Annotated in this window: 17 protein-coding genes and 1 riboswitch; of the genes, 5 read left to right on the plus strand and 12 right to left on the minus strand. The window is 67.7% G+C overall.

Features of this window, described 5'->3' with window-relative positions; all coding sequences use genetic code 11:
* Nucleotides 1-94: 94 nt before the first annotated feature.
* Nucleotides 95-721 (minus strand): MOSC domain-containing protein, encoded by a 627-nt coding sequence (locus BLR41_RS18660; protein WP_218120245.1) that lies wholly within the window; start codon nt 719-721, stop codon nt 95-97.
* A gap of 469 nt (nt 722-1190) precedes the next feature.
* A complete protein-coding gene (aceA, locus tag BLR41_RS18665) occupies nt 1191-2513 on the minus strand; it encodes an isocitrate lyase (protein WP_092630723.1) in 1323 nt (440 codons plus the stop codon).
* Nucleotides 2514-2628: 115 nt separating this feature from the next.
* Between aceA and BLR41_RS18670 the strand changes: the two genes are divergently transcribed.
* Nucleotides 2629-4104, plus strand: coding sequence for an XRE family transcriptional regulator (locus BLR41_RS18670; RefSeq protein ID WP_092630726.1), 1476 nt, complete (start codon nt 2629-2631; stop codon nt 4102-4104).
* Between the two features lie 325 nt (nt 4105-4429).
* On the opposite strand, the gene BLR41_RS18680 is transcribed toward BLR41_RS18670, so the two are convergent.
* From BLR41_RS18680 to BLR41_RS18715, 8 genes are all read right to left on the minus strand, one after another.
* Nucleotides 4430-6094: a BCCT family transporter gene (locus BLR41_RS18680; RefSeq protein ID WP_092630732.1), complete on the minus strand. Its 1665-nt coding sequence runs from the start codon at nt 6092-6094 to the stop codon at nt 4430-4432.
* Nucleotides 6095-6523: 429 nt separating this feature from the next.
* Nucleotides 6524-7429, minus strand: coding sequence for a LysR family transcriptional regulator (locus BLR41_RS18685; RefSeq protein ID WP_092630735.1), 906 nt, complete (start codon nt 7427-7429; stop codon nt 6524-6526).
* Nucleotides 7399-8406, minus strand: a complete 1008-nt coding sequence (locus BLR41_RS18690) for a formylglycine-generating enzyme family protein (RefSeq protein WP_092630737.1) — start codon at nt 8404-8406, stop codon at nt 7399-7401. The genes BLR41_RS18685 and BLR41_RS18690 overlap by 31 nt, the downstream gene beginning before the upstream one ends.
* On the minus strand, nt 8399-10762 hold the full coding sequence (locus BLR41_RS18695) for an arylsulfatase (protein ID WP_092630740.1): 2364 nt from the start codon (nt 10760-10762) through the stop codon (nt 8399-8401). The genes BLR41_RS18690 and BLR41_RS18695 overlap by 8 nt, the downstream gene beginning before the upstream one ends.
* Nucleotides 10763-11284: 522 nt before the next feature.
* Nucleotides 11285-11758, minus strand: a complete 474-nt coding sequence (locus BLR41_RS18700) for an OsmC family protein (protein ID WP_092630742.1) — start codon at nt 11756-11758, stop codon at nt 11285-11287.
* Between the two features lie 224 nt (nt 11759-11982).
* Complete coding sequence (gene lepA, locus BLR41_RS18705; RefSeq protein WP_092630745.1) at nt 11983-13845, minus strand: translation elongation factor 4; 1863 nt, start codon at nt 13843-13845, stop codon at nt 11983-11985.
* Between the two features lie 175 nt (nt 13846-14020).
* On the minus strand, nt 14021-14404 hold the full coding sequence (locus BLR41_RS18710; protein ID WP_092630748.1) for a VOC family protein: 384 nt from the start codon (nt 14402-14404) through the stop codon (nt 14021-14023).
* Nucleotides 14364-14924: a hypothetical protein gene (locus tag BLR41_RS18715; protein ID WP_176798053.1), complete on the minus strand. Its 561-nt coding sequence runs from the start codon at nt 14922-14924 to the stop codon at nt 14364-14366. Before BLR41_RS18715 ends, BLR41_RS18710 begins: the two co-directional genes overlap by 41 nt.
* A gap of 46 nt (nt 14925-14970) precedes the next feature.
* Here BLR41_RS18715 and BLR41_RS18720 point away from each other — a divergent pair, with 46 nt between their 5' ends.
* The 3 genes from BLR41_RS18720 (at nt 14971) to rpsT (ending at nt 16667) form a co-directional block, all read left to right on the plus strand.
* Complete coding sequence (locus tag BLR41_RS18720; protein ID WP_092630754.1) at nt 14971-15888, plus strand: SPFH domain-containing protein; 918 nt, start codon at nt 14971-14973, stop codon at nt 15886-15888.
* A 9-nt stretch (nt 15889-15897) separates the two neighbouring features.
* Nucleotides 15898-16104 carry a type II toxin-antitoxin system antitoxin gene (locus BLR41_RS18725; protein ID WP_092630757.1) on the plus strand — a complete coding sequence of 69 codons (207 nt, stop codon included), beginning with the start codon at nt 15898-15900 and terminating at the stop codon, nt 16102-16104.
* Between the two features lie 302 nt (nt 16105-16406).
* Entirely contained in the window at nt 16407-16667 is a 261-nt protein-coding gene (gene rpsT / locus BLR41_RS18730; protein WP_092631015.1) for a 30S ribosomal protein S20, read from the plus strand.
* Nucleotides 16668-16819: 152 nt separating this feature from the next.
* Here the strand turns inward: rpsT and holA are convergent, their stop codons facing one another.
* Nucleotides 16820-17800, minus strand: a complete 981-nt coding sequence (gene holA, locus BLR41_RS18735) for a DNA polymerase III subunit delta (protein WP_092630760.1) — start codon at nt 17798-17800, stop codon at nt 16820-16822.
* Nucleotides 17801-17906: 106 nt separating this feature from the next.
* Nucleotides 17907-18037: riboswitch (SAM riboswitch) on the plus strand.
* Between the two features lie 13 nt (nt 18038-18050).
* On the opposite strand from holA, the gene thrC reads away from it, so the two are divergent.
* On the plus strand, nt 18051-19322 hold the full coding sequence (gene thrC, locus BLR41_RS18740; protein ID WP_092630763.1) for a threonine synthase: 1272 nt from the start codon (nt 18051-18053) through the stop codon (nt 19320-19322).
* A 407-nt stretch (nt 19323-19729) separates the two neighbouring features.
* Here the strand turns inward: thrC and BLR41_RS18745 are convergent, their stop codons facing one another.
* Nucleotides 19730-22111: a DNA internalization-related competence protein ComEC/Rec2 gene (locus BLR41_RS18745; RefSeq protein ID WP_092630766.1), complete on the minus strand. Its 2382-nt coding sequence runs from the start codon at nt 22109-22111 to the stop codon at nt 19730-19732.
* Nucleotide 22112: the final 1 nt, after the last annotated feature.

Below are 22112 nucleotides of genomic sequence, written 5' to 3' on the forward strand. Positions count from 1 at the left end.
CGCACCTCGGAAAAGCATTGTCACGCGCACCGGTAACCGAGCACGCGAACGAGTTCCACCATCGGTTCTCGGGGAACGGGAGCGGCGGAGACCGCTAGCGAACCTTCGCCGCCCAGTCCTCGGGTAGATCGGGCTCGGCCGCCGCCACGTGTTCGGCCAGTTCGGGCGTCGCGCGCCCCATCCGGAACGCGAAGAGTTCGGCGACGGTCACACCGTGCTCCGGCCGGTACAACACCTCGCGAGGGTCGCCGGCGGTGATCTCCCCTGGCTGCTCCACCGCCAGATAGGCTCCCGGTCTGCCGTAGTCGGTGAAACGCTTGATCAGCCCCGGCATGTCCCAGAAACCCGCGAAAACCCTGCAGGGAGTGCGCGGTCCGGTCACGCGCAGCACGGCCGTGCCGATCCGCCAGCGCTCCCCGATCACCGCGTTGCCGCAGTCGCAGCCTTCCAGGGTCAGGTTCTCCCCGACATTGCCCGGTCGCAGCTCCCGCCCGGTCGCGCCGGACCAGTGCCGCAGGTCCTCGATGTCGTAGGCGTAGACGGCCTGGAACCAGCGGCCGTGGTTGTCGGTGTCGCAGACCGTGTCACCCGCGACTCCCGAGACCTCGACCCGCACCGGCCCCCGCACCGGTCGCTTGTCGATTCCGCTGGCACCGATCCGTCCCGTCCACTCTCCCGTGCTGGCGGTGACTGCGAGGTTGATCTCGTTCACGCGACTCACGGGGCCAGCCTATGCGTCCCACCTCGCCCGATCGAGCAAAATTCGAAATCCGCTCGGAATACGGGCACAGCCCTCGCTCGGCGATCCGACCGTCGGGCACGGAGCGTGGAACGTAGCCGGTTCCACTGCGGCGAGCGGGCACCGCTGGGCCCGACACACAAGCATGGGCGGGAACCCACCGATCCGGGTTCCCGCCCACTCGCACCATCGCGATCATCACACCCCGCCACAGGGCCGCTGGTGCGTCTTGATGAGCGCCGCCGCAGGAGTACGGCGCTCACTGTCGTCGCCCTCCGCCGCGAGAGCCGGAAGGCGCCTCACCGGCTCTCGCGGCGGAAGGGGTCTGGCCGTACCGCGGCTCACCACGGGCCGCGGCACGAGCATCGCCACCCGACATCGGGCCTACCCGAGCGGTGGCCGGAGATTCCGTCCCGGGAAACCACTCGTCAACCGGCCCGGGAGGGCTCCCTCAGAACTGCGCGGTCTCGGTGGAGCCGGCCAGCGCGGTGGTCGAGGAGTCCGGGTTGACCGCCATGCTGATCTGGTCGAAGTAGCCGGTTCCGGCCTCGCGCTGGTGCTTGGTTGCCGTGTAGCCGTCCTTCTCCGCGGCGAACTCCCTGTCCTGCAGGTCGACGTAGGCCGTCATGTCCTCCGAGGCGTAGTTCTTCGCCAGGTCGAACATGCTGTAGTTCAGCGCGTGGAAACCGGCCAGCGTGATGAACTGGAACTTGTAGCCCATCTGGCCGAGCTCGCGCTGGAACTTGGCGATGGTGCTGTCGTCGAGGTTCTTGCGCCAGTTGAACGACGGCGAGCAGTTGTAGGCCAGCATCTTGTCGGGGTACTGGGCCTTGATGGACTCGGCGAACCGCTTGGCCACGTCCAGGTCCGGTGTGGAGGTCTCCATCCAGATCAGGTCGGAGTACGGCGCGTAGGCCAGCCCGCGGTCGATGCAGGGCTCGATGCCGTTGTTGACCTTGTAGAAGCCCTCCGAGGTGCGCTCACCGGTGACGTACTTCTGGTCGCGCTCGTCGACGTCGCTGGTCAGCAGCGTGGCTGCCTGCGCGTCGGTACGAGCGACCACGAGGGAGGGAACCCCGGCGACGTCGGCGGCCAGCCGGGCCGAGTTGAGGGTCTTGACGTGCTGGCTGGTGGGGATGAGCACCTTGCCGCCGAGGTGGCCGCACTTCTTCTCGGAAGCGAGCTGGTCCTCCCAGTGCACACCGGCGGCGCCCGCCTGGATCATGCCCTTCATCAGCTCGTAGGCGTTGAGCACACCACCGAAACCAGCCTCGGCGTCGGCGACGATCGGGGCCAGCCAGTGCCGGTCCTCCTGCTCGACCTCGGTGGCCTCGGCGTCCAGCGCCTCGGCCCAGGCGACCTGGTCGGCGCGCTTGAGCGCGTTGTTGATTCGCCGGACCACCTGCGGAACCGAGTTGGCCGGGTACAGGCTCTGGTCCGGGTAGGTCTCACCGGCGAGGTTCGCGTCGGCGGCGACCTGCCAACCCGAGAGGTAGATGGCCTGCAGTCCGGCGCGGACCTGCTGGACGGCCTGGTTCCCGGTCAGCGCACCGAGCGCGTGGATGTAGTCGTTGTCGTGCAGCAGGTTCCAGAGCCGTTCGGCGCCCAGCCGGGCCAGGGTGTTGTCCTCCTGCACCGAGCCACGGAGTCGGATGACGTCACCAGCGGAGTAGGTGCGCTCGACGCCCTTCCAACGGGGGTTGGTCTCCCAGTCGCGCTGCAGATCCTTGGCGGCCTGCAGGGCTTGTTCACGGGTACCGGGTTGCGGGCTCATGGCTTTCACCTTCCGATCGCTTGCGGCCTGTTGATCCCAGTGTTGGTACTCGACCAAGAAAAAACGAGCCCCAATCCGGGCAAAATTTTTTGATTTTTCTGCTAGAGTGAACTGCATGTCGGAGTTTACGGCTGAGTCAACGGAAGAACGCGGCACTTTTTCCAACGAGCAGGACCTGCTCGTCTTCGGGCAGCGGCTGCGCCACATGCGCAAGGCGGCCGGATTGACCCTCTCCGAGCTGGGACAACGGGTCGATCGAGCACCATCGCAGCTCTCGCTGCTGGAGAACGGACACCGCGAACCGAAGCTGTCACTGCTGCGCTCGCTGGCCGTGGCGTTGAACAGCTCGGTGGACGAACTGATGTCCAAGAAGCCGCCGAACCGGCGTGCCGAGCTGGAGATAGCCGTGGAGCAGGCACAGCTGGACCCGCTCTACCAGCAGCTGGACGTGCCACCGCTGAAGATCGGCAAGCGAGTCCCCACCGAGGCGTTGGAACACGTGCTGGCGCTCTACGAGGAGCTGCGGCGCAGGGAGACGAAACGGGTGGCCACCCCCGAGGAGGCCCGGGCGGCCAACGCGGAGTTGCGCGGCATGATGCGCGAGCACGGCAACTACTTCCCCGAGATCGAGAAATCGGCGGGCGAGATCCTGCGGGGTATCGGCTACCACGGGGGGCCGTTGTCCGAAGGGCTGATCCAGTCGATCGCCACGCACCTCGGGTACGGGCTTCGCTTCGTCACCGACCTGCCCCGTTCGGTGCGGTCGGTGACCGATCTGCGGCACAACCGGATCTTCCTGCGACGCGAATCGCTGGGAATGCACAGCCCCCGCACGATCCTGCTGCAGACCCTCGGACACCTGACCCTCGGCCACCGCCAGCCACGCGACTTCGCCGACTTCCTGCGACAGCGCGTGGAGGCGAACTACTTCGCAGCCGCCGTGCTGATTCCCGAGAGCGCCGCGGTGAGCTACCTGCGCCAGGCCAAAGCGGATCGGGATCTGGCCGTGGAGGACCTGCGCGACGTGTTCTCGGTCTCCTACGAGATGGCCGCCCACCGGTTCACCAACCTCGCCACGCAGTACCTGGATCTGGTCTGCCACTTCGTGCGCAACGACGAGACCGGGATCATCTACAAGGCATACGCCAACGACGGATTGGAGTTCCCCGCCGACCCCACCGGGGCGATCGAGGGACAGCGGATGTGTCGGTACTGGGCCGGGCGGCAGGTGTTCGCCTCCCCGGACCGCTACTCCACCCACTACCAGTACACCGACAAGCCCGGCGCCACCCACTGGTGTGTGGCACACGTCGACCCGAGCCGGGGACGCGACTTCGCCATCACACTCGGCGTGCCCTACACCGAGTCGCGCTGGTTCCGGGGGCGTGAGACCACGAACCACTCCAAGTCGGGCTGTCCGAGCGGCGAGTGCTGCCAACGCCCGCCCGCCGAACTGGCCAACCGCTGGCAGGGCATGGTCTGGCCCTCGGCACGGGCACACTCGCACGTGCTGTCGGCGTTGCCTTCGGACACCTTCCCCGGTGTGGACGAGGCCGACGTCTACTCGTTCCTGGAAACCCACCAGGGGTGAGCCGCTTCCGCGAGCGGCGTTCCGAAAAGGACGCTCCTCCCGCGCGATTCCGGGAGGAGCGTCCACGACGGCGCGAAGCGCCGAGAGTCGCGTGGCGATCAACTCGACGTGGTAACCCGTGCGCCGGAGCCGCCGGAAGAAGACGCTCCCGCGCCGGCCTCGGCCGGCGACTCGGGCTTGGTCCCCTCGGCCCACAGCACACACGCCACCAATTCGAGCAAGGTGCCCTCGCGTCCGAAATACATGGTCACCGAGGCACCCAACCGGTCCGAGGACATCGGGACCGGATCCGGCTATCGCGGATAACCGTGATCATCGGCAGTGGTTACCGGAGGTGCACACGCTCGTCGGAATGTTCCTCACCTCCGGCCCGCCGATCCCCTGCCTCGCTGTCCTCTGAGTCACCGTCCCCTGAGTCGCGGTTCTCGGGCTCGCGGCTCTCGGGCTCGGTGGATCGACCGTACGAGGGTTCCGCCAGGTAGGGAGCGTGCTCCTTGGACAGGGTCTTGTGGAAGGCCACGCAGATGCCGATCAGGACGATCGTGAACGGTGTCCCGATGAGCACCGAGGCTTTCTGCAGCGCGCCGAGGCCGCCGGAGACCAACAGGACCGCCGCGACGCCCGCCAGCAGGAGTCCCCACAGCAGTCGGACCCAGACCTTGGGATTCGAAGAGCCGCCGGTGGACAGTTCGCCCAGCACCACGGTTCCGGCGTCGGCACCGGCGACGAAGAACACCCACAGCACCACCAGCGTGATGATCGACAGGAGCACGGGCAACGGGTACTGCTGGATGAACACGAACATCCCCGCGGCCGGGCTCTGCGCCACGGTCCCGGCGATGTCGGAGGCCTGCCCTTCACGAGCCAGCCGCAGCGCCGCTCCACCGAACACGGCGATCCAGATTATGCTGACCACGCTGGGGACGAGAACGGTGGCTCCGACGAACTCGCGGATGCTGCGTCCGCGGGAGATGCGGGCCATGAACATCCCCACGTACGGGGCCCAGGCGATCCACCACGACCAGTAGAAAACGGTCCAGCTTCCCAACCACTCCGTGTTCGCGCTGAACGCGTCCAACCGGAAACTCATCGGGATTATGTTGGTCAGGTAGTCACCGATGCCCTCGGTGAGGACGTTGAGCTGTGTGACGGTCGGCCCGACGACGAAGTAGAAGAGCAGCAGCAGCGGAGCGATGAGCATGCTGATATTGGCGAGCCACTTGATGCCGTGCTCGATCCGCGTGGTGGCGGAGACCATGAACGCCGCCGTGGTGAGGCCGAGGACCACGAGCTGCACCAACATCACCGTGGGCAACCCGAACGTCTGGCCGAGCCCCGCTGTTATCTGCAGTCCGGCCTGTCCCAGGGCGACGGCGATCCCGAACACGACCGCCAACACCGCCAGCACGTCGATCGTCTTTCCGATCGGACCGTCGACGCGGTCGCCGATCAAAGGCCGGAAAATGGCGCTGATCAGTGCCTTCTCACCTTTGTAGTGGGTGAAGTAAGCCACGGCCAGGCCGGCGGTGGCGTAGATCGCCCAGGGGTGCAGCGCCCAGTGGAAGAAGGAGTACTGCACAGCCACCCCGGCGGCTTCCTCCGTACCGGGCTCGGCAAGGCCGAACGGGACGTTGACATAGTGCGACAGCGGCTCGGCCAGGCCCCAGAAGATAATTGAGGGCCCCATGCCCGCCTGAAACATCATGGCGAACCAGGACAACCGACCGAAATCGGGTCTGTCGTCCTTCTTTCCGAGTTTGATCCTGCCGTATCTGCTCAGGCCCAGGTAGATCACGTATACCAGGAACAAGTTCGCCGCGAGCAGGAAAAGCCAACTCAGATCCGAAACGACGTGGTCGAACAGCCGATTGGTGGCGGCTTCGAACCCCTTCGGCGCCACCACGCCCCACAGGACGACCAGCGCCGAGACCGCGACGGACACGAAGAAAACGACTCCGATCGCGGAGCGATTCGTTCTTGACGTTTGCATGGAAATCACTATCCAAAGATCGGGGACATGCGGACCGGACGAGCGCTGTCACCAGACCGGAAACAACGACTCCCGGAACGGGAACCAGCGCCCCGTGGATCCGCTTGCGGACCACCCCACCAACGTCGACAACACCAACCCCGCCATGCCACACCTCCCTTCCGTTCACGATGTCGCACACCGGCGAACAAATCCGACTAGGATTGTTCGAAAATCCTGCGAATCAGGACCTCCGGACGAAGTCCCGCTGCGCAAGGGGTTCACCGTGCCACCCGAAACATTTTTCGAACAAGCCTCGATTCAGCTGTCTCTCGATTTCCGAAAGAGAAAATTCCGAACCGGATCGTGTCGCCTCCCGAAATGGGAACGACCAGTTCCGCTCAGCGGCGCGCGGCGAACGAGGAGCCGTTGGTCCGCCCCGCACCGCCACTACACTCCGGAGCGATCTCCCGGCCCACGTCGCACGAGTTCCTCCACCAGGCTCACGAACTCCGCAGCCGACGGCGACAGCGGACCGCGGCGCCAGAACAGCACCCCGCGCCGGATCACCCGGGGCCGCAGCGAGACGGTCACCGCGCCGCGTTCGGCGGCCTCCCGGGCCATCGACGCGGGCAGCAGCGTGGCCCCCGCTCCGGCCAGCACGCTGGGAACGATCATCGCCTGGTGGGCGGTCTCGACCGCCACGTGTGGACTGCTGCCCTGGGTGCCCACGGTGTTCTCGATGACCTCGCGGGGCGCGGTTCCCTTCGGGGTACTGACCCAGTCCAGCGCAGCGAGGTCGGCGGGCGTCAGCGCGGAACGTCCCGGATCGGCCGAGGCCGGCAGCACCGCCAGGAACTCCCGTCCCGGCAGCACCATGCTGCCGAGATCGTCCACAGTGTCCTCGGTGGAGTCGACCATGCCGAGCTCGCACTCGCCCGCCCGTACGGCGGCCGTGACATCGGATCCCAGCTCCGGGTCCGTGATGCGCACGGCCACCTTCGGATGCATGCGCAGGAACGAACCGACCAGATCGGCCAACGGGTCCACGGCCAGGGTGGTCTGGGCGACGATGTCCAACCTACCGCCCGCGAGCCCCAGCACCCTGCGCACCGAGTCGGTGGCCGTGCTGAAGTCACGCATCACCTGCCGTGCCGGCTCCAGCAGCGCCTCGCCCGCCGGGGTCAGGCTCACGCCCTGTGCGAGCCGGTGGAACACCCTCCCGCCGAGCCGGTTCTCCAGCGAGGCGATCGCGTGCGACAGCGAGGGCTGCGCGACACGCAGCGTCTGGGCCGCGGCCGTGAAACTCCCCTGGTCGGCAATGGTCAGGAAGTACTCGAGCTCCCTGCGTTCCATCCCGCCGCCTCCTGCTCCTCGTCACTCGACCACACGTCGCGGACGCACCGGAACCCGATGTTGCCGATGGACGAGTCAGGGGTGACTCCCTGACGCGCCGAAACCCGGTAACGCCGACAGTAGGACTCGTGGCACAGGTAGGAACCGCCGCGCGCACTGCGACGTTCTCCCCGCTCGGGCCCCTTCGGGTTGAGCCGGGTGTCCCGCGCCGGGAAATCCGGGTCGAACCGGTCGGCACACCACTCCCACACGTTGCCGGTGGTGTTGTGCAGCCCGTAGCCGTTCGGCTCGAAGGCGTCCACGGGGCAGGTTCCGTACCAACCGTCCGAGCACTCGTTGCGTCCGGGGAACTCACCCTGCCAGACGTTCATCCGGTGCCGTCCGGAAGGTTCCAGCTGTTCACCCCACGGAAAGGGTTTTCCATCGAGCCCTCCCCTGGCCGCGTACTCCCACTCGGCCTCGGTCGGCAGCCGCAGCCCGGCCCAGTCGCAGTAGGCGAGCGCGTCCCGGAAGGAGACGTGGGTGACCGGGTGATCGGGGCGCTCCCCGGCATCGGATCCGGGCCCCTCCGGTCGCCACCAGTAGGCGCCCTCGACCTGGCGCCACCAGGGAGCGGCCGCGACTCCGCGCGTGGGCGGGAAGTCGTCCGGCAGCAGCCCGCCGAACACGAACGACCACCCCCACCGTTCGGCGTCGGTACGGTAGGCGGTGGCGTCCACGAAGGCCGCGAAGTCGGCCACCGACACGGCCGTCGGACTGATCCAGAAGGGGTCGAGCCGCACCATCCGCACCGGCCCCTCGCCGTCCTGCGGGTAAGCCTCGTCCCGCTCACTTCCCATTCGGAACTCGCCACCGTCGAGCCGCACCAGCCCCACGGTGGAGCCGGAGTGAGCCCGAGTACGTGCCGTCTCCGTCCGCGACGCCTCACCCGCGGGCCGGGTGGGTGCGCAGCAGTCTCCCGTAGTCGTGTCAGTCATGGGCCGCCCTGAACAGTTCGCGGTCGCGCTCGCTGTCGCTGTCGCTGTGCAGATCGTCACCGAGATCCACCCGCACGCTGTGCAGCGTGCCCGTGTAGGCGTTGTCCACCGGCGGGTAGTCGTCGGTGACCGGTGACGCACGGTCGACTCCGATGTCGAACGTCTCGTCGAAGGCGAAATAGTACGGGATGGTGCCGCCCACCCGCTGCTGTCCGCGCTGCTCACCGTCGACGTGGAGGGTCGCGATCCCGCCCATGCCGACACCGCCACCGTCATAGGCGAAGTCGAGCACGATCTCGTGCTCACCGGTGGGGAGCGGTTCGTCCGTGCTCACCCGGTAGAGCTCGAGTCCGAAGTAGTTGTACGCGTAGCAGGCGCGTCCCTGGTGTACGTACAGCGACCAGCCGCCGAACCGTCCGCCCTGGGCCACCAGCACCCCGTCCGCACCGGACTCGGGGACCTCGATACGCGCGGTCAGCGTGTGCGAGCGGTTCTTGACGTTGGGCGCCGTCTCCTCGGTCAACCGTGAGGCGGAGGCGTGGAAGGTGATCGACCGACGGTCGCCGTGCAGGTCGCGCCGTCCGGCCTCACGCGGGTTCTCCCGCTCGGTCATGCGGTCGTCGAGGGGGAACACGTTGTAACGGCTGGCCTCCACCAGGAACAGCTGTTGCAGCTCCCGGAGCTTGCCCGGGTGCTCCGCCGCGAGGTCGTGGGCCTGGCTCCAGTCCACATTCGTGTCGTAGAGCTCCCAGCGGTCGTCGTCGAAGTAGTGCCGGGTGCCGTCCTGGACCATGTCCCACGGGGTGCCGTGCCTGGTGACCGCCATCCAACCGTCGTGGTAGATGCCCCGGTTGCCCACCATCTCGAAGTACTGGATCCGGCGGCGTTCCGCCGCTGAGGCGTCGTTGAAGCTGTAGAGCATGCTCGTGCCCTCCACCGGCTGCTGCGTGACCCCGTTCACCTCGTCGGGCTGCGGGATCCCGGCGGCTTCGAGGACGGTGGGCAGCACGTCGATGACGTGGTGGAACTGATCACGGATACCACCACGGTCGGCGATGCCGCGTGGCCAGTGCACGATCATGCCGTCCCTGGTTCCACCGAAGTGCGAGGCGACCTGTTTCGTCCACTGGTAGGGCGTGTTCATCGCCAGGGCCCAGCCGACCGGATAGTGGGCGTGCGTGGTCGCGTCACCCAGTTCCTCCCGGTGGCGGTTGATCGTCTCGGCGTCGTCCGGGATACCGCTGGCGTGCCGGTGCTCGTTGAGCGTCCCGCCGAGTCCTCCCTCGGCGGAGGCGCCGTTGTCACCGAGGATGTAGACGAACAGGGTGTTGTCGAGTTCGCCCTGCTGCTCCAGCTCGTTGACGAGACGACCGATCTGGTCGTCGGTGTGCTCGGCGAATCCCGCGTAGAGCTCCATCAACGAGGCGGCGGACTCTTGCTCCTGTTCGGACAGTTCGTCCCAGTGCGGCACGCCCTCGGCCCAAGGGGCCAGTTCCGTTTCGGGGGGAACGACTCCCAGTTCCTTCTGCCGCTCCAGGGTGATCTCACGCTGCCGGTCCCAGCCGTGGTCGAACCTGCCCCGGTACTTGTCCCGGTACTCCTTCGGAACGTGGTAGGGCGCGTGGGTCGCGCCGAAGGGGAGGTAGGCGAAGAAGGGGGTTTCGGGCTTGAGCGACTTCTGGTCGCGCACCCAGTCGATCGCGCGGTCGACCAGGTCCTCGGAGAGGTGGTAACCGTCCTCCGGTCCGCGGTCGGGTTCCACCGGTGTGGTGCCGTCGAACAGCACGGGGTACCAGTGGTTCATCTCCGCGCACAGGAAGCCGTAGAACTTCTCGAAGCCCTCACCGGTGGGCCAACGGTCGAACGGACCCGCCACGCTGACGTCACGCGCCGGGGTCTGGTGCCACTTGCCGAACGCCGCCGTGTTGTAGCCGTTACCGGACAGGATCTGGCCCATCGTGCCCGCGCTCAGCGGCCGTATCCCGTTGTATCCCGGGGCGGCGCTGGCCATCTCGGTGGTGACGCCCATTCCCACCGAGTGGTGGTTACGGCCGGTCAGCAACGACTGCCGGGTCGGCGAGCACACCGCGGTCACGTGGAACCGCGTGTAGCGCAGTCCGCCCTCTGCCAACCGGTCGGCCGTGGGCATCTCGCACGGCCCACCGAAGGCGCTGGGGGCGCCGAAACCCATGTCGTCCAGCAGTACGACCACCACGTTGGGAGCCCCCTCGGGCGCGCTCGGCGGCTCCGGTGGGGAGAACTGCGGGTCCTGCTCGCGGATGTCCAGCGATGACGCGTGCTGCCGAGTTCCTCCCCGGATAGGGAGACTCGTCCGCGACATCTCCGGATCACTCATGCCAGACCTCCTGAAATCGTAATGAGCGGGACAGCATCCGGTATCCCACCGGCGGAAAACGAAAAACCGCGGGTGGCGGACGAGGATCCTCTTTGATCAATCACGCACACCCGTGGGCACCAACCGACGATTTCACCGGATCACCGAACGCATCGAAACCGCCGTTATTCGCTGGGGCATACTATCCGACGACACGGGAAACGCAACCCCAAGACGCCGAGACGCCTCGCCACAGCGCCGCGCAGAATCGAAGCCGACAAAAGATAAACGCAGGTCAACATGCAAATCCGACATCAGCCAGACCATTTTTGAATTAAAGACATAGACGTTATCTATAGGGAAAAGCGGAAACGGTAGGGCGGGACAGCCCCCCCCCCCGAATATTTGTCACCACCGGAAAGGTAACCAACGAACCACGCTGAGTGCCCGCCGCGGAGCGATATCCCAGCCCAGGGGTCGATTTCGCGCGAAATCGACCCCTGGGCTGGGCGACAAGAAGGCCGGATCGGCCCCGCGGCCCGATCAGCTCGCTACACGGATTCCGGGCTCGTGACGGACCGGAAAGTTCACGGAATTGGCGATGAAGCACTTGCGGTGCGCCTGCTCGTGCAGTTTCGCGGCCCTGTCGCGCATCGACTCGCTTCGCACGGTCACCACCGGGCGCAGCACCACCTCGGTGAAGCGGCCGCCACCGCCCCGCTCCTCGGTCATGGTGCCGCGAGCCGCGTCAAGGTACTCGGTGACCACGACGCCGGACGAGGCACAGATCCCCAGATACCAGAGCATGTGACACTGCGCGAGCGAGGCGACCAGCAGCTCCTCCGGGTTCAGCAGTTCCGGATCCCCCAGGAAGGCCGGATCGGCCGAGCCACGCAGGGACGCCTTGCCCGCGACCTCGACCAGGTGTTCACGGCCGTAGGAGTCGTACTGCTCGGTACCGCTGCCCCGATTCCCGGTCCAGCGCACCACGGTCTCGTAATCGTGCCTTTCGGACATCGTCCCCTCGTTTCGGTCCTCGATTGCGACGAAGATCGATCCTAGGGAAAACGGTCCGGTGCTGCCCCGTCGTTTTTCGGATCCGCACCAGCGGTTCGGCCCGCACCGACGAGCTCCCGTGCCGGAGGAGCACCAGCCCCGAAGCGGCGGCACGCGGGAGGTTCCACCGAACGAGCCCGGCGAAAACCGGGGCGGCAATACGCCGCTGCTACTTTCCCACCAGGCTACTTCTTGCCCTTGGAGTCTCCCTTGGAATCGTCCTTGGCGGACTCGTCGGTGGACAGCGCGGCCACGAACGCCTCCTGCGGTACCTCGACGCGGCCGACCGTCTTCATCTTCTTCTTGCCTTCCTTCTGCTTCTCCAGCAGCTTGCGCTTACGGCTGATATCACCGCCGTAGCACTTGGCGAGTACGTCCTTGCGCATGGCGCGAATCGTCTCGCGGGCGATGATCCGCGACCCCACGGCCGCCTGGATCGGCACCTCGAACTGCTGGCGCGGGATGAGCTCTCGGAGCTTGGAGGCCATCTTGGTGCCGTAGGAGTAGGCGTTGTCCTTGTGCACGATCGCGCTGAAGGCGTCCACCGCCTCGTGCTGCAGCAGGATGTCGACCTTGACCAGGTCCGAGGCCTGCGTGCCCGACTCCTCGTAGTCCATGGAGGCGTAACCACGGGTGCGCGACTTGAGGTGATCGAAGAAGTCGAACACGATCTCGGCCAACGGGATGGTGTAGCGGAGCTCGACGCGGCTCTCGGAGAGGTAGTCCATGCTGTCGAGCCGCCCGCGCCTGCTCTGGCACAGCTCCATGATCGCACCGACGAACTCGGAGGGAGCGATCACCGTGCACTTCGCGATCGGCTCGCGCACTTCCTGGATCTTGCCCTCGGGCCAGTCCGAGGGGTTGGTGACCTCCAGCTCGGTGCCGTCCTGCAGGGTGACGCCGTAGACCACGTTGGGGGCGGTGGAGATGAGGTTGAGGTTGTACTCGCGCTCCAGCCGCGCCCTGGTGATCTCCAGGTGCAGCAGCCCCAGGAAACCGCAGCGGAAACCGAATCCGAGCGCACCGGAGGTCTCCGGCTCGTAGGTCAGCGCGGCGTCGTTGAGCAGCAGCTTGTCCAGCGCGTCGCGCAGCACCGGATAGTCGGACCCCTCGATCGGGTAGAGCCCGGAGTAGACCATCGGGATCGGGTCGCGGTAGCCGGGCAGTGGCTTGTCGGCACCGTTCTTGGCGAAGGTGACCGTGTCACCCACCCGGGACTGGCGAACGTCCTTGACACCGGTGATCAGGTAGCCGACCTCACCGACCCCGAGCCCCTCGGACCGTTTCTGGTCGGGTGAGATGATGCCGACTTCGAGCAGCTCGTGGGTGGCTCCGGTCGACATCATCCGGATCTTCTCGCGAGGGGTGATGCTGCCGTCGACCACCCGGATGTAGGTGATCACGCCCCGGTAGGTGTCGTAGACCGAGTCGAAGATCATCGCCCTGGCGGGCGAGTCGTGCTCGCCGACCGGCGCGGGAACGTTGAGCACCACGGCGTCGAGCACGTCGGCGACACCCTCGCCGCTCTTGGCCGAGACCCGCAGCACGTCGGACTCCGAGCAGCCGATGATGTGGGCCAGCTCCGCGGCGTAGTGGTCGGGGTCCGCGGCGGGGAGGTCGATCTTGTTGAGCACGGGGATGATCTCCAGGTCGTGCTCCATGGCCAGGTAGAGGTTGGCCAGCGTCTGCGCCTCGATCCCCTGGGCGGCGTCCACCAGCAGGATCGCACCCTCGCAGGCGGCGAGCGAGCGGCTGACCTCGTAGGTGAAGTCGACGTGGCCGGGAGTGTCGATCAGATGCAGCACGTAGTCCTCACCGTCGACCTGCCACGGCAGTCGCACGTTCTGGGACTTGATCGTGATGCCGCGCTCGCGCTCCAGGTCCATCCGGTCGAGGTACTGGTCCCGGTACGCGCGCTCGTCGAGCACCTCGGTGAGCTGCAACACCCTGTCGGCCAACGTCGACTTGCCGTGGTCAATGTGGGCGATGATGCAGAAGTTCCTGATGCGTTCAGGAGACGTGAAGGTCGTGTCTGCGAAGGTGCTCACTGAAGTCTTCCTCGCGGGATGTCGACTCGCGTACGGGCAGGGCTTGTGCCCATGGTCCCACGAAAGTGCGGAATGCCCGACCCCAACCCGGGAGTGCGACCGCGCGTCGCGCGTCGCGACGGAACGGGGCGGGCGGGTGACCCGACCGCCCCGCCGGGGCCACGCGGACAGCGGATCAGGGATCTTGCCGAACGTCACTGCGCAGCGGATGTTCGGGTGGCACCTCCACCAGCACGATCCGCACTCCGTCGGGGTCGGCGACGGTTCCCTCGATCAGCCCCCAGGGCTGCCGTTCCGGTTCGGCGAGCACCTCGACGCCGAGCTCACGCAGTTCACGGACGCTCTCGGCGGCGTCGCGCACCTGCAGCCACAGCATCTGGTCCTGGCTGGGGCCGCTGCTGCCGGTTCCGGACACTTCCAGCAGCCCCTGCCCGAGGAAGAACACCGTGCCGCCGGGAAACTCGCGGTGGATCGCGAGTCCGAGCGTGTCGCGGTAGAACCGCACCGAGCGATCGTGGTCACCGGGACGCAGGATCATCCTGCTGCTGAGAACCTCCATGCCCCCGTCCTACCCGATCGGGTAGGGATCCGCCGAGCAGCGGTACCGCTCGGCGGCGATTTCGCGCGAAATCACCGCGCGAATCGGGATGAATCGGCAGGGCACAACACTGTTGCCGGGTCGGATCGTCGATTTCGCGCGAAATCCGCGAACGGAGCGGGGAATCTCGGTAGGCCGGCGGGAACAGCCCCACCAGCATCACTTCGCGCCGGTTTCCGGACCAGACAGCCACGCTCCGCTCTCTCCGGCCCCAGGCGTACGGCGCGAACAGCGCCACCCGGGCCAGCTGGTTGGCCCAGCCGAACAGCAGCGGTGCCAGCGCCAGCGCGGTGACGGCGTAGGCGTCCCAGACGGTGTACAACGCGATCACGCTGCCGGTGAGCAGTCCGAACCCGATCGCGGCCAACTGTCCGGCCGCCGGGGGCGGCTTAATCCCCTGTTCCCCACCGGTCCCCCACGAGTAACCGAGATCATCCGGCGGTTTCCGGCTTTGCCCCCACATCGTAAAAAGTGATATCACTATGATGTCTTCCAGAAATCAGGAAACACGGCAGGGGAGGAAACGGATGGGTACCGAGGAAACCGGAACGGGAGTGGCGATGCCGGAATCGGAGATCAGGGAACAGCCCGCCAGGGGAGCCTCGGGACTCCCGATGCTCGGGCTGGGTGTCCTGCTGCTGCTCCTGGCCGCCGCACTGGCCGCCCTCGGCGGCGTAACCTCCACGTGGTGGCTGCTCGCGGTCGGGATCGCACTGGGGGTCGCCACCCTGGTGGGGCTGGCCGGACTGGTGACGGTCTCACCCGGCGAGGCACGGGTACTGCAGTTCTTCGGTCGCTACACGGGGACGCTGCGCCAGGAGGGACTGCACTGGATCAATCCGCTGACCACCGACCGGACCCGCGTCTCCACCCGCATCCGCAACCACGAGACCAGCGTGATGAAGGTCAACGACGCCGAGGGCAACCCCATCGAGATCGCCGCGGTGGTGGTCTGGCAGGTCGACGACACCGCACAGGCATCCTTCAGCGTCGACGACTTCGTCGAGTTCGTGCAGACCCAGACGGAAACGGCGGTGCGGCACATCGCGACCAACTACGCCTACGACACCAGGGGCGGGCAGGAGCTCTCGCTGCGGGAGAACGCCGAGGAGATCACCGCCAAGCTCTCCAAGGAGATCGCCGACCGGGTTCACTCGGCGGGCGTGAAGGTCGTCGAGTCCCGGCTCACCCACCTCGCGTATGCTCCCGAGATCGCGCAGTCGATGCTGCAGCGTCAGCAGGCCGACGCCGTCGTGGCCGCACGGCAGCGCATCGTCGAGGGAGCGGTGGGCATGGTCGAATCGGCGCTGGGGCAGCTGGCGGAAGACGAGGTCGTCGAACTGGACGAGGAGCGCAAGGCGTCGATGGTCAGCAACCTGCTGGTCGTGCTCTGCGGTGACAAGGCGACCCAACCGGTGGTCAACACCGGCTCGCTGTACCAGTGAGGGAATCGCGTGGCATCCCGCAAGAGCTTCCTGCTCCGCCTGGATCCGGCGGTACACGACGCGCTCGCGCGTTGGGCGGGCGACGAACTGCGCAGCACGAACGCGCAGATAGAGTTCCTGCTGCGCAAGGCACTGCAGGATGCGGGCAGGCTGCCGGGTGGGACCGGGCGGCAGCGCGGCAGGGGAAGACCCCGCAAGGACGACGACTCGGCCTGAGCGACCACGGCGGCGACCACCCGCTACTCGGGCGCACCGCCGACCCCTGGCCCCCGCATCGGGCACCTCGAACGGGCAGCGTCCTGACCAGCGGAGCCGGGCACGGCGGTGCGGCGCGGTGTTGCTACGATGGCCGATCGCACCGCGCGGCATTTCCGACGTGGAGGAAGGCTGCCCGCGAACCGTCGTACCGAACTGCCGGTGAGCCGGAAATCCCCGGCGAGCCGGAGGGTCCCGCGATGGGGCAGCGCCGTTCGAGCGCGGTCGCGACATTCGAGTCGATCAGTGAAAGAGGCGCAACAGTGGCCAACATCAAGTCCTCCAAGAAGCGAGTCCTGATCAACGAGCGCAACCGGCTTCGCAACAAGTCGGTCAAGACGTCGATGAAGACCGCGATGCGCCGGTTCCGGGAGGCCGCTGCCACCGGCGACAGGGAAAAGGCCGCCGAGATGGAGCGCGCCGCCACCCGCCTGGTCGACAAGGCCGCCAAGAAGGGCGTTATCCACCGCAACCAGGCGGCCAACAAGAAGTCCTCCATGGCCAGGCAGCTCAACCAGCTCTGATCGGACTCCCCGGACGGGCGACGACGATCGGGAACCGTTCGGGAAACGCCGGTACACGGGCCTCTTCGCACGCAGCGGAGAGGCCCGTACTCCGCGGGCCTCTCCCCTGCTCGGCCTCACCCCCTGCCCGGTGACCCGACCGGATCTCCCGCTCATCCCTGGTTCCGGGAACTCCGGGTCGCGATCAACCCCAGCACGGCGCGTTCCAGGGCGTAGTCGGCGTCGGCGGCCTGCCCCTTGACCTGACCGTTGAGCGAGGCGACCAGCTGCATCGCCTCGGCCACTCCCGCCGCGTTCCAGCCCCGCGCCTGCGAGAGCGCCTTCTTGACCTTCCAAGCCGGCATGCCGAGCTCCCGGGCGAGCCGGTACTGATCCCCGCCTCCGGCACTGGCCACTCGCCCGATGGTGCGCACGGCGTCGGCCAACGCATCGGCGATCAGCACGTGCGGCACCCCCAGCTGCAGCGCCCAGCGCAACGCCTCCAACGCGCCGGCGCGATCCCCCATCACGGCCTTCTCCGCCACCACGAAGCCGGTGACCTCGGCCTTGCCCTGGTGGTAACGCCGCACCGCCGCCTCGTCGACCTTGCCGTCGGTATCGGCCACCAGCTGGGACACCGAGGAGGACAGCTCGCGCAGATCGTTGCCGACGGTCTCCACGAGAGCGCTCACCGCGGCCGAGTCGATGCGCCCACCGGCCCTGGTGGCCTCCGCCCGGACGAAGCTCTCCCGCTCGGCTGGCCGCGTGATCCGGTTGCACTCGGTGACGGCGGCCCCCATACCGCGCAGCTCGCCGGGGAGTTCCTTGGCGTGCTTGGCCCTGCCACCGCCGTTGTGCAACACCACGAGCACCACGCCTTCGGCCGGGGCGCGCGCGTGGCGGAGCACCGCCTCGGCGATCTCCTTGCTCGCGTCCTGCGCACTGTCCAACGCGATCACGCGCCCCTCCGCGAACAACGAGGGACTCAGCATCTCGTCGAGCTCGGGAGGGGTGAGGTCACTCACCTTGGAACGGCGTAGCTCGGCTTCGGGATCGGCCCGGCGGGCGGCGGCGAGGGATTCGGAAACAGCACGCTCGACCAGCAGTTCTTCGTCACCGAGCACGAGATGCAACGAGGCGGGAGCCGAGTTCATGGTCCGCATTCTCCCACTCGGGCCGACGGTCAACCCCGTCCCGGATGCTGGATCAAAGTGGTCGGATGACGGGTTCATGCCGTAGCGTTGCCGAAACAACTTGGATAGCTCATCCAGAGGGGCAGAGGGACCGGCCCGGCGAAGCCCCGGCAACCAGCGTCGGCACCGCGACCACGTTCGTGGCGCGGTTCGGCGAAAACGGTGCCAATTCCGACCCGCCAGCGGGACAGATGAGGGGAAGGACCTCGCGATGACAGCTGCCGCCCGAACACAGTCCGAGACGACCGACCGGAAGTTCGACCTCGGCCCCGCGGCCGAGCTCGTGTCCAAGGAAGAGGGGCATCGGCAACCCCTGGCTCCGGAGTTCGTCTGCCTGGAGGACTTCTCGCCGCTGGAAGTCGCCTACGACTTCGGCCGCGTGCGCAGGGAGGACATCGAGTCCGGCCCGCGCTCGATCTGGCGCTACAAGAACCTGCTGCCTGTTCCGTCCGATGTGGAGCAGCATCCGAACACCGATCCGGGCTGTACGAGGTTGGTCCGGGCAGACGCACTCGCCAACGCGCTGGGCGTCAAACGCATCTGGATCAAGGACGACACGGGCAACCCCACCCACTCCTTCAAGGACCGGGTCGTGGCGGTGGCACTGGCCGCCGCGCGCGAGTTCGGCTTCAAGGTACTGGCATGCCCCTCCACCGGTAACCTCGCCAACGCGGTGGGAGCGGCCGCGGCACGCGCGGGCTGGGACTCGGTGGTGCTCGTCCCCTCCTCGCTGGAACGCGCCAAGGTACTGATGACCGCCGTCTACGACGGCTCGCTGCTGGCCGTCGACGGCAACTACGACGACGTGAATCGCCTGGCCACCGAGCTGGCCGGAGAGCACGAGGACTGGGCGTTCGTCAACGTCAACGTGCGGCCCTACTACTCGGAGGGCTCCAAGACCCTCGCCTTCGAGGTGGCCGAACAGCTCGGCTGGCGCATTCCGGAGCAGGTGGTGGTTCCCATCGCGTCCGGCTCGCAGCTCACCAAGGTCGACAAGGGATTCCGCGAGCTCGGCGAGGTCGGGCTGGTGGAACAGAGCCCCTACCGGATCTTCGGTGCGCAGGCCACGGGCTGCTCCCCCGTGGCAGACGCCTACAAGCAGAACCACGACGTGGTGCAGCCGGTGCGGCCCGACACCATCGCGCGTTCGCTGGCGATCGGCGCCCCCGCCGATGGTCCGTACGTACTCGACACCGTGCGCCGCACCAACGGAGCGATCGAGGACGTCAGCGACGAGGAAGTCGTCGAGGGCATCCGGCTGCTGGCTCGCACGGAGGGCATCTTCGCCGAGACCGCGGGCGGGGTCACCGTGGCCACCACGAAGAAGCTGATCGAGTCCGGACAACTGGACCCGGACTCGGAGACGGTACTGATGATCACCGGCGACGGTCTCAAGACGATGGACTCGCTGCAGGATCACGTCGGGCCGAAGGCCACCGTGGCGCCGAACACCGAAGCAGTGGACGAGGCACTGAACCTCTGAGGAACGGTACCGCTGAGCGACTTTCACGCTCGGTCGGTTACCGGTCGCTGAGGCGGACGCTTGCCGCGTTGGGCCGCTCTTGAGTAGCTCGCTACGCGGCAGAGCGGCCCTGCCGCACAATCGAGCCACCTCAGCGACCGGGGTTCTGTCGTTCCCAACCTGCTACTGAGGTCGTCGAAGTACTGCAGGGCGGAACCTCTCGCACCGCTCTCGCTCCGGGAGGCCCGACATCGGGTAGCCGATCTACCCAACGTCGGGCCTCCCGCCCGAGAGAACCCACGGCGGTGCCGACGGCGTGCGTGGGCATTCGGCGCTGCCGCGCCGAGGAACAGCGGCAGCGGTCTACCGCACCCGAGCAGAGCTCGGGTATCTACTCCTCGGCCACATCCCGCACCAGAGATCTACTCTCACTCGTCGGGACGGAGCGGGTCGCCGGTGCTGGCGGTCAGCATGCCGCGGTTTCCGCCCAGCACGGCGATGGCGCCACGGCGATCGGTACGGCGCACCGCGGCGCCGAGGTCGCGCAGTGTCGTGACGATCTCGTCACTGGGATGTCCGTAGTCGTTGCCGTGTCCCACGCTGATCAGCGCCACCTCCGGGGAAACGGCCCGGAGGAACTCCTCGCTGGTGTACCTCGAACCGTGGTGCGGCACCTTGAGCACTTCCGCGTCCAGCCGAACCCCCGCCGCGAGGAGCTCCCGCTGCCCGGCCAGTTCGATGTCGCCGGTCAGCAGTACCCGCCCTGCCGGGGTGTTCGCCCGCAGCACCAGCGAGGCGTCGTTGACCCGGTCCGCCGCCACGGGCGCGGCGTCCCCGTCCGGGGCCAGCACCTCGATCGCCAGAGCGGGCCAGCGGATCAGTTGCCCCGCGGACAGCCGCACCAGGTGCGCGTCGTTGTCGCGCGCACGTCGTCGAACGTCGGTGTCCGACCAGATGGACGGACGAGCAGCTCCCGTCGCCACCGCATCGACCTCGCGTCCCACCAGCACTCCGGAGATCCCGGCGTAGTGATCGGCGTGCGGGTGGGTGAGCACCAGCAGCGGAACGTGGCGCACCCCGAGGCGGTCGAGACACCGATCGACCGGGGCGGCGCTGGGACCGGTGTCCACCACGACAGCGGTGCCGCGCACTCCGGTGGCCAGCACCAGGCTGTCACCCTGGCCGACGTCGCAGGCCACGACACTCCAACCCGCCACAGGCCAACCACCGGGCCGCACTCCGATCGTGACCAGCAGCAGTAGCACGGACAACAGCGAACCGGCCAACAACATCCGGCCGGTACGGAACCGGAGCAGCAGCAGGATCGCGGCCACCAGGGCGACCACGAGCGGGATCCCCGGCGCCCCGGAAGGCAACGGGATCGTCGCCAGCGGTGAACTCGCGGCACACCGGGCAACCAGCAGCACCCACTCCAATTCCGGAGCGGCCAGCAGCACCAGGAGTTCACCCAGCGGGGAGAACCAGGGGGCGAGCAACGTCGCGGCCACACCGAGCACCGTGGCCGGGGCGATCACCGGTTCCACCAGCACGTTCGCTGCGACACCGACCAGGCTGAGCTCGCCGGACAGCGCGACCACGAGCGGCGCGGTGGCGAGTTGCGCGGCGGCCGGTGCCACCAGCGCCTGGGCCAGCCGGAGGGGCATCCCACGTCGCCGCAGCCACCCCGACCACGCCGGGGCGAGCAGCACCAGGGCGGCCGTGGCCGCGACCGACAACGCGAACCCCGGACTGACGGCCAGCTCGGGGTGCCACAACAGCAGCAGGATCACACAGCCCGCGAGCGCGGGCAGTGCGGTTCCGTTACGGCCCAACACGAGCGCGAGCAACCCGAGCGCCCCCATGACGGCCGCACGGAGCACGCTCGGTTCGCCCCCGGCGAGAACCACGAATCCCGCCAACGCCGCCCCCGCACATCCCGCGGCCAGCGGCGGCGGAGCACGCATCGCACGGAGCAGCAGCAGTACGGCGCCGCAGACGATCGCCAGGTTCGCACCGGAAACCGCGGTCAGATGGGTCAGCCCCGCCTTGCCGAAATCCCGGCGGACCGTGTCGAGCAACCCGCTGGTGTCGCCCACCACCAGACCGGGAAGCAGTCCTTCGGCGCGTGGGGAGAGCACGGACTCGGAGACATCGCGCAGTCCGGCACGCAGCCGCTCGGCGAACCGCTGGGCCACGGGGGGCCGAGTCACGTTCTCCGGCGGCTGGTGGACCGCGAGAACGAGGACCAGCAGATCGGCTCCACGTGGACGGAGCGCCGCACCAGTGGTGGTGGCTCGCTGTCCCCGCAACAGTCCGCCCCAGGTTTCGGCGGGCACCAGCAACAGCACCGAACCGGAAGCCGGGTGCCACCGCTCCCGCTGTCTTACCGCTCGGATACGGGCTCGGACCACCGACCGCTTCCCGACCCCGCCTCCGCCGCCCGCCGAGGCGCCGCTCACTGGCGTGGGGCGTTCGGTGAGTTCGACGCGCAGCCGTACGCTCTCGCCGCGGGAGGCGACTTCCCGAAGCGGGTGGTTCTCGACGGGCCGCAATCGCACCGCCAGCCCGAAACCCGCGGTTCCCACCAGAACCGAGCACACGATCACCCCGATGGCCCATCTCCGCCCCGTGACGAACAGGCACGCAGCTGCCGCCAGGGCACCGCAGCACGCCAGCAGGGCGGCGGCGACCCAGCCGGTGTGCAGCCCGGCCAACGTGGCACCCCAGACTCCGAGCGCTGCAGGTACCAGCCGAAGGTCCAGCGGGCGAGGAGCCGACGCGGCAGTGGTCGACGCCGTGGGGCCGGTCATC

This window comes from Actinopolyspora mzabensis (assembly GCF_900101095.1).
Lineage (GTDB): Bacteria > Actinomycetota > Actinomycetes > Mycobacteriales > Pseudonocardiaceae > Actinopolyspora > Actinopolyspora mzabensis.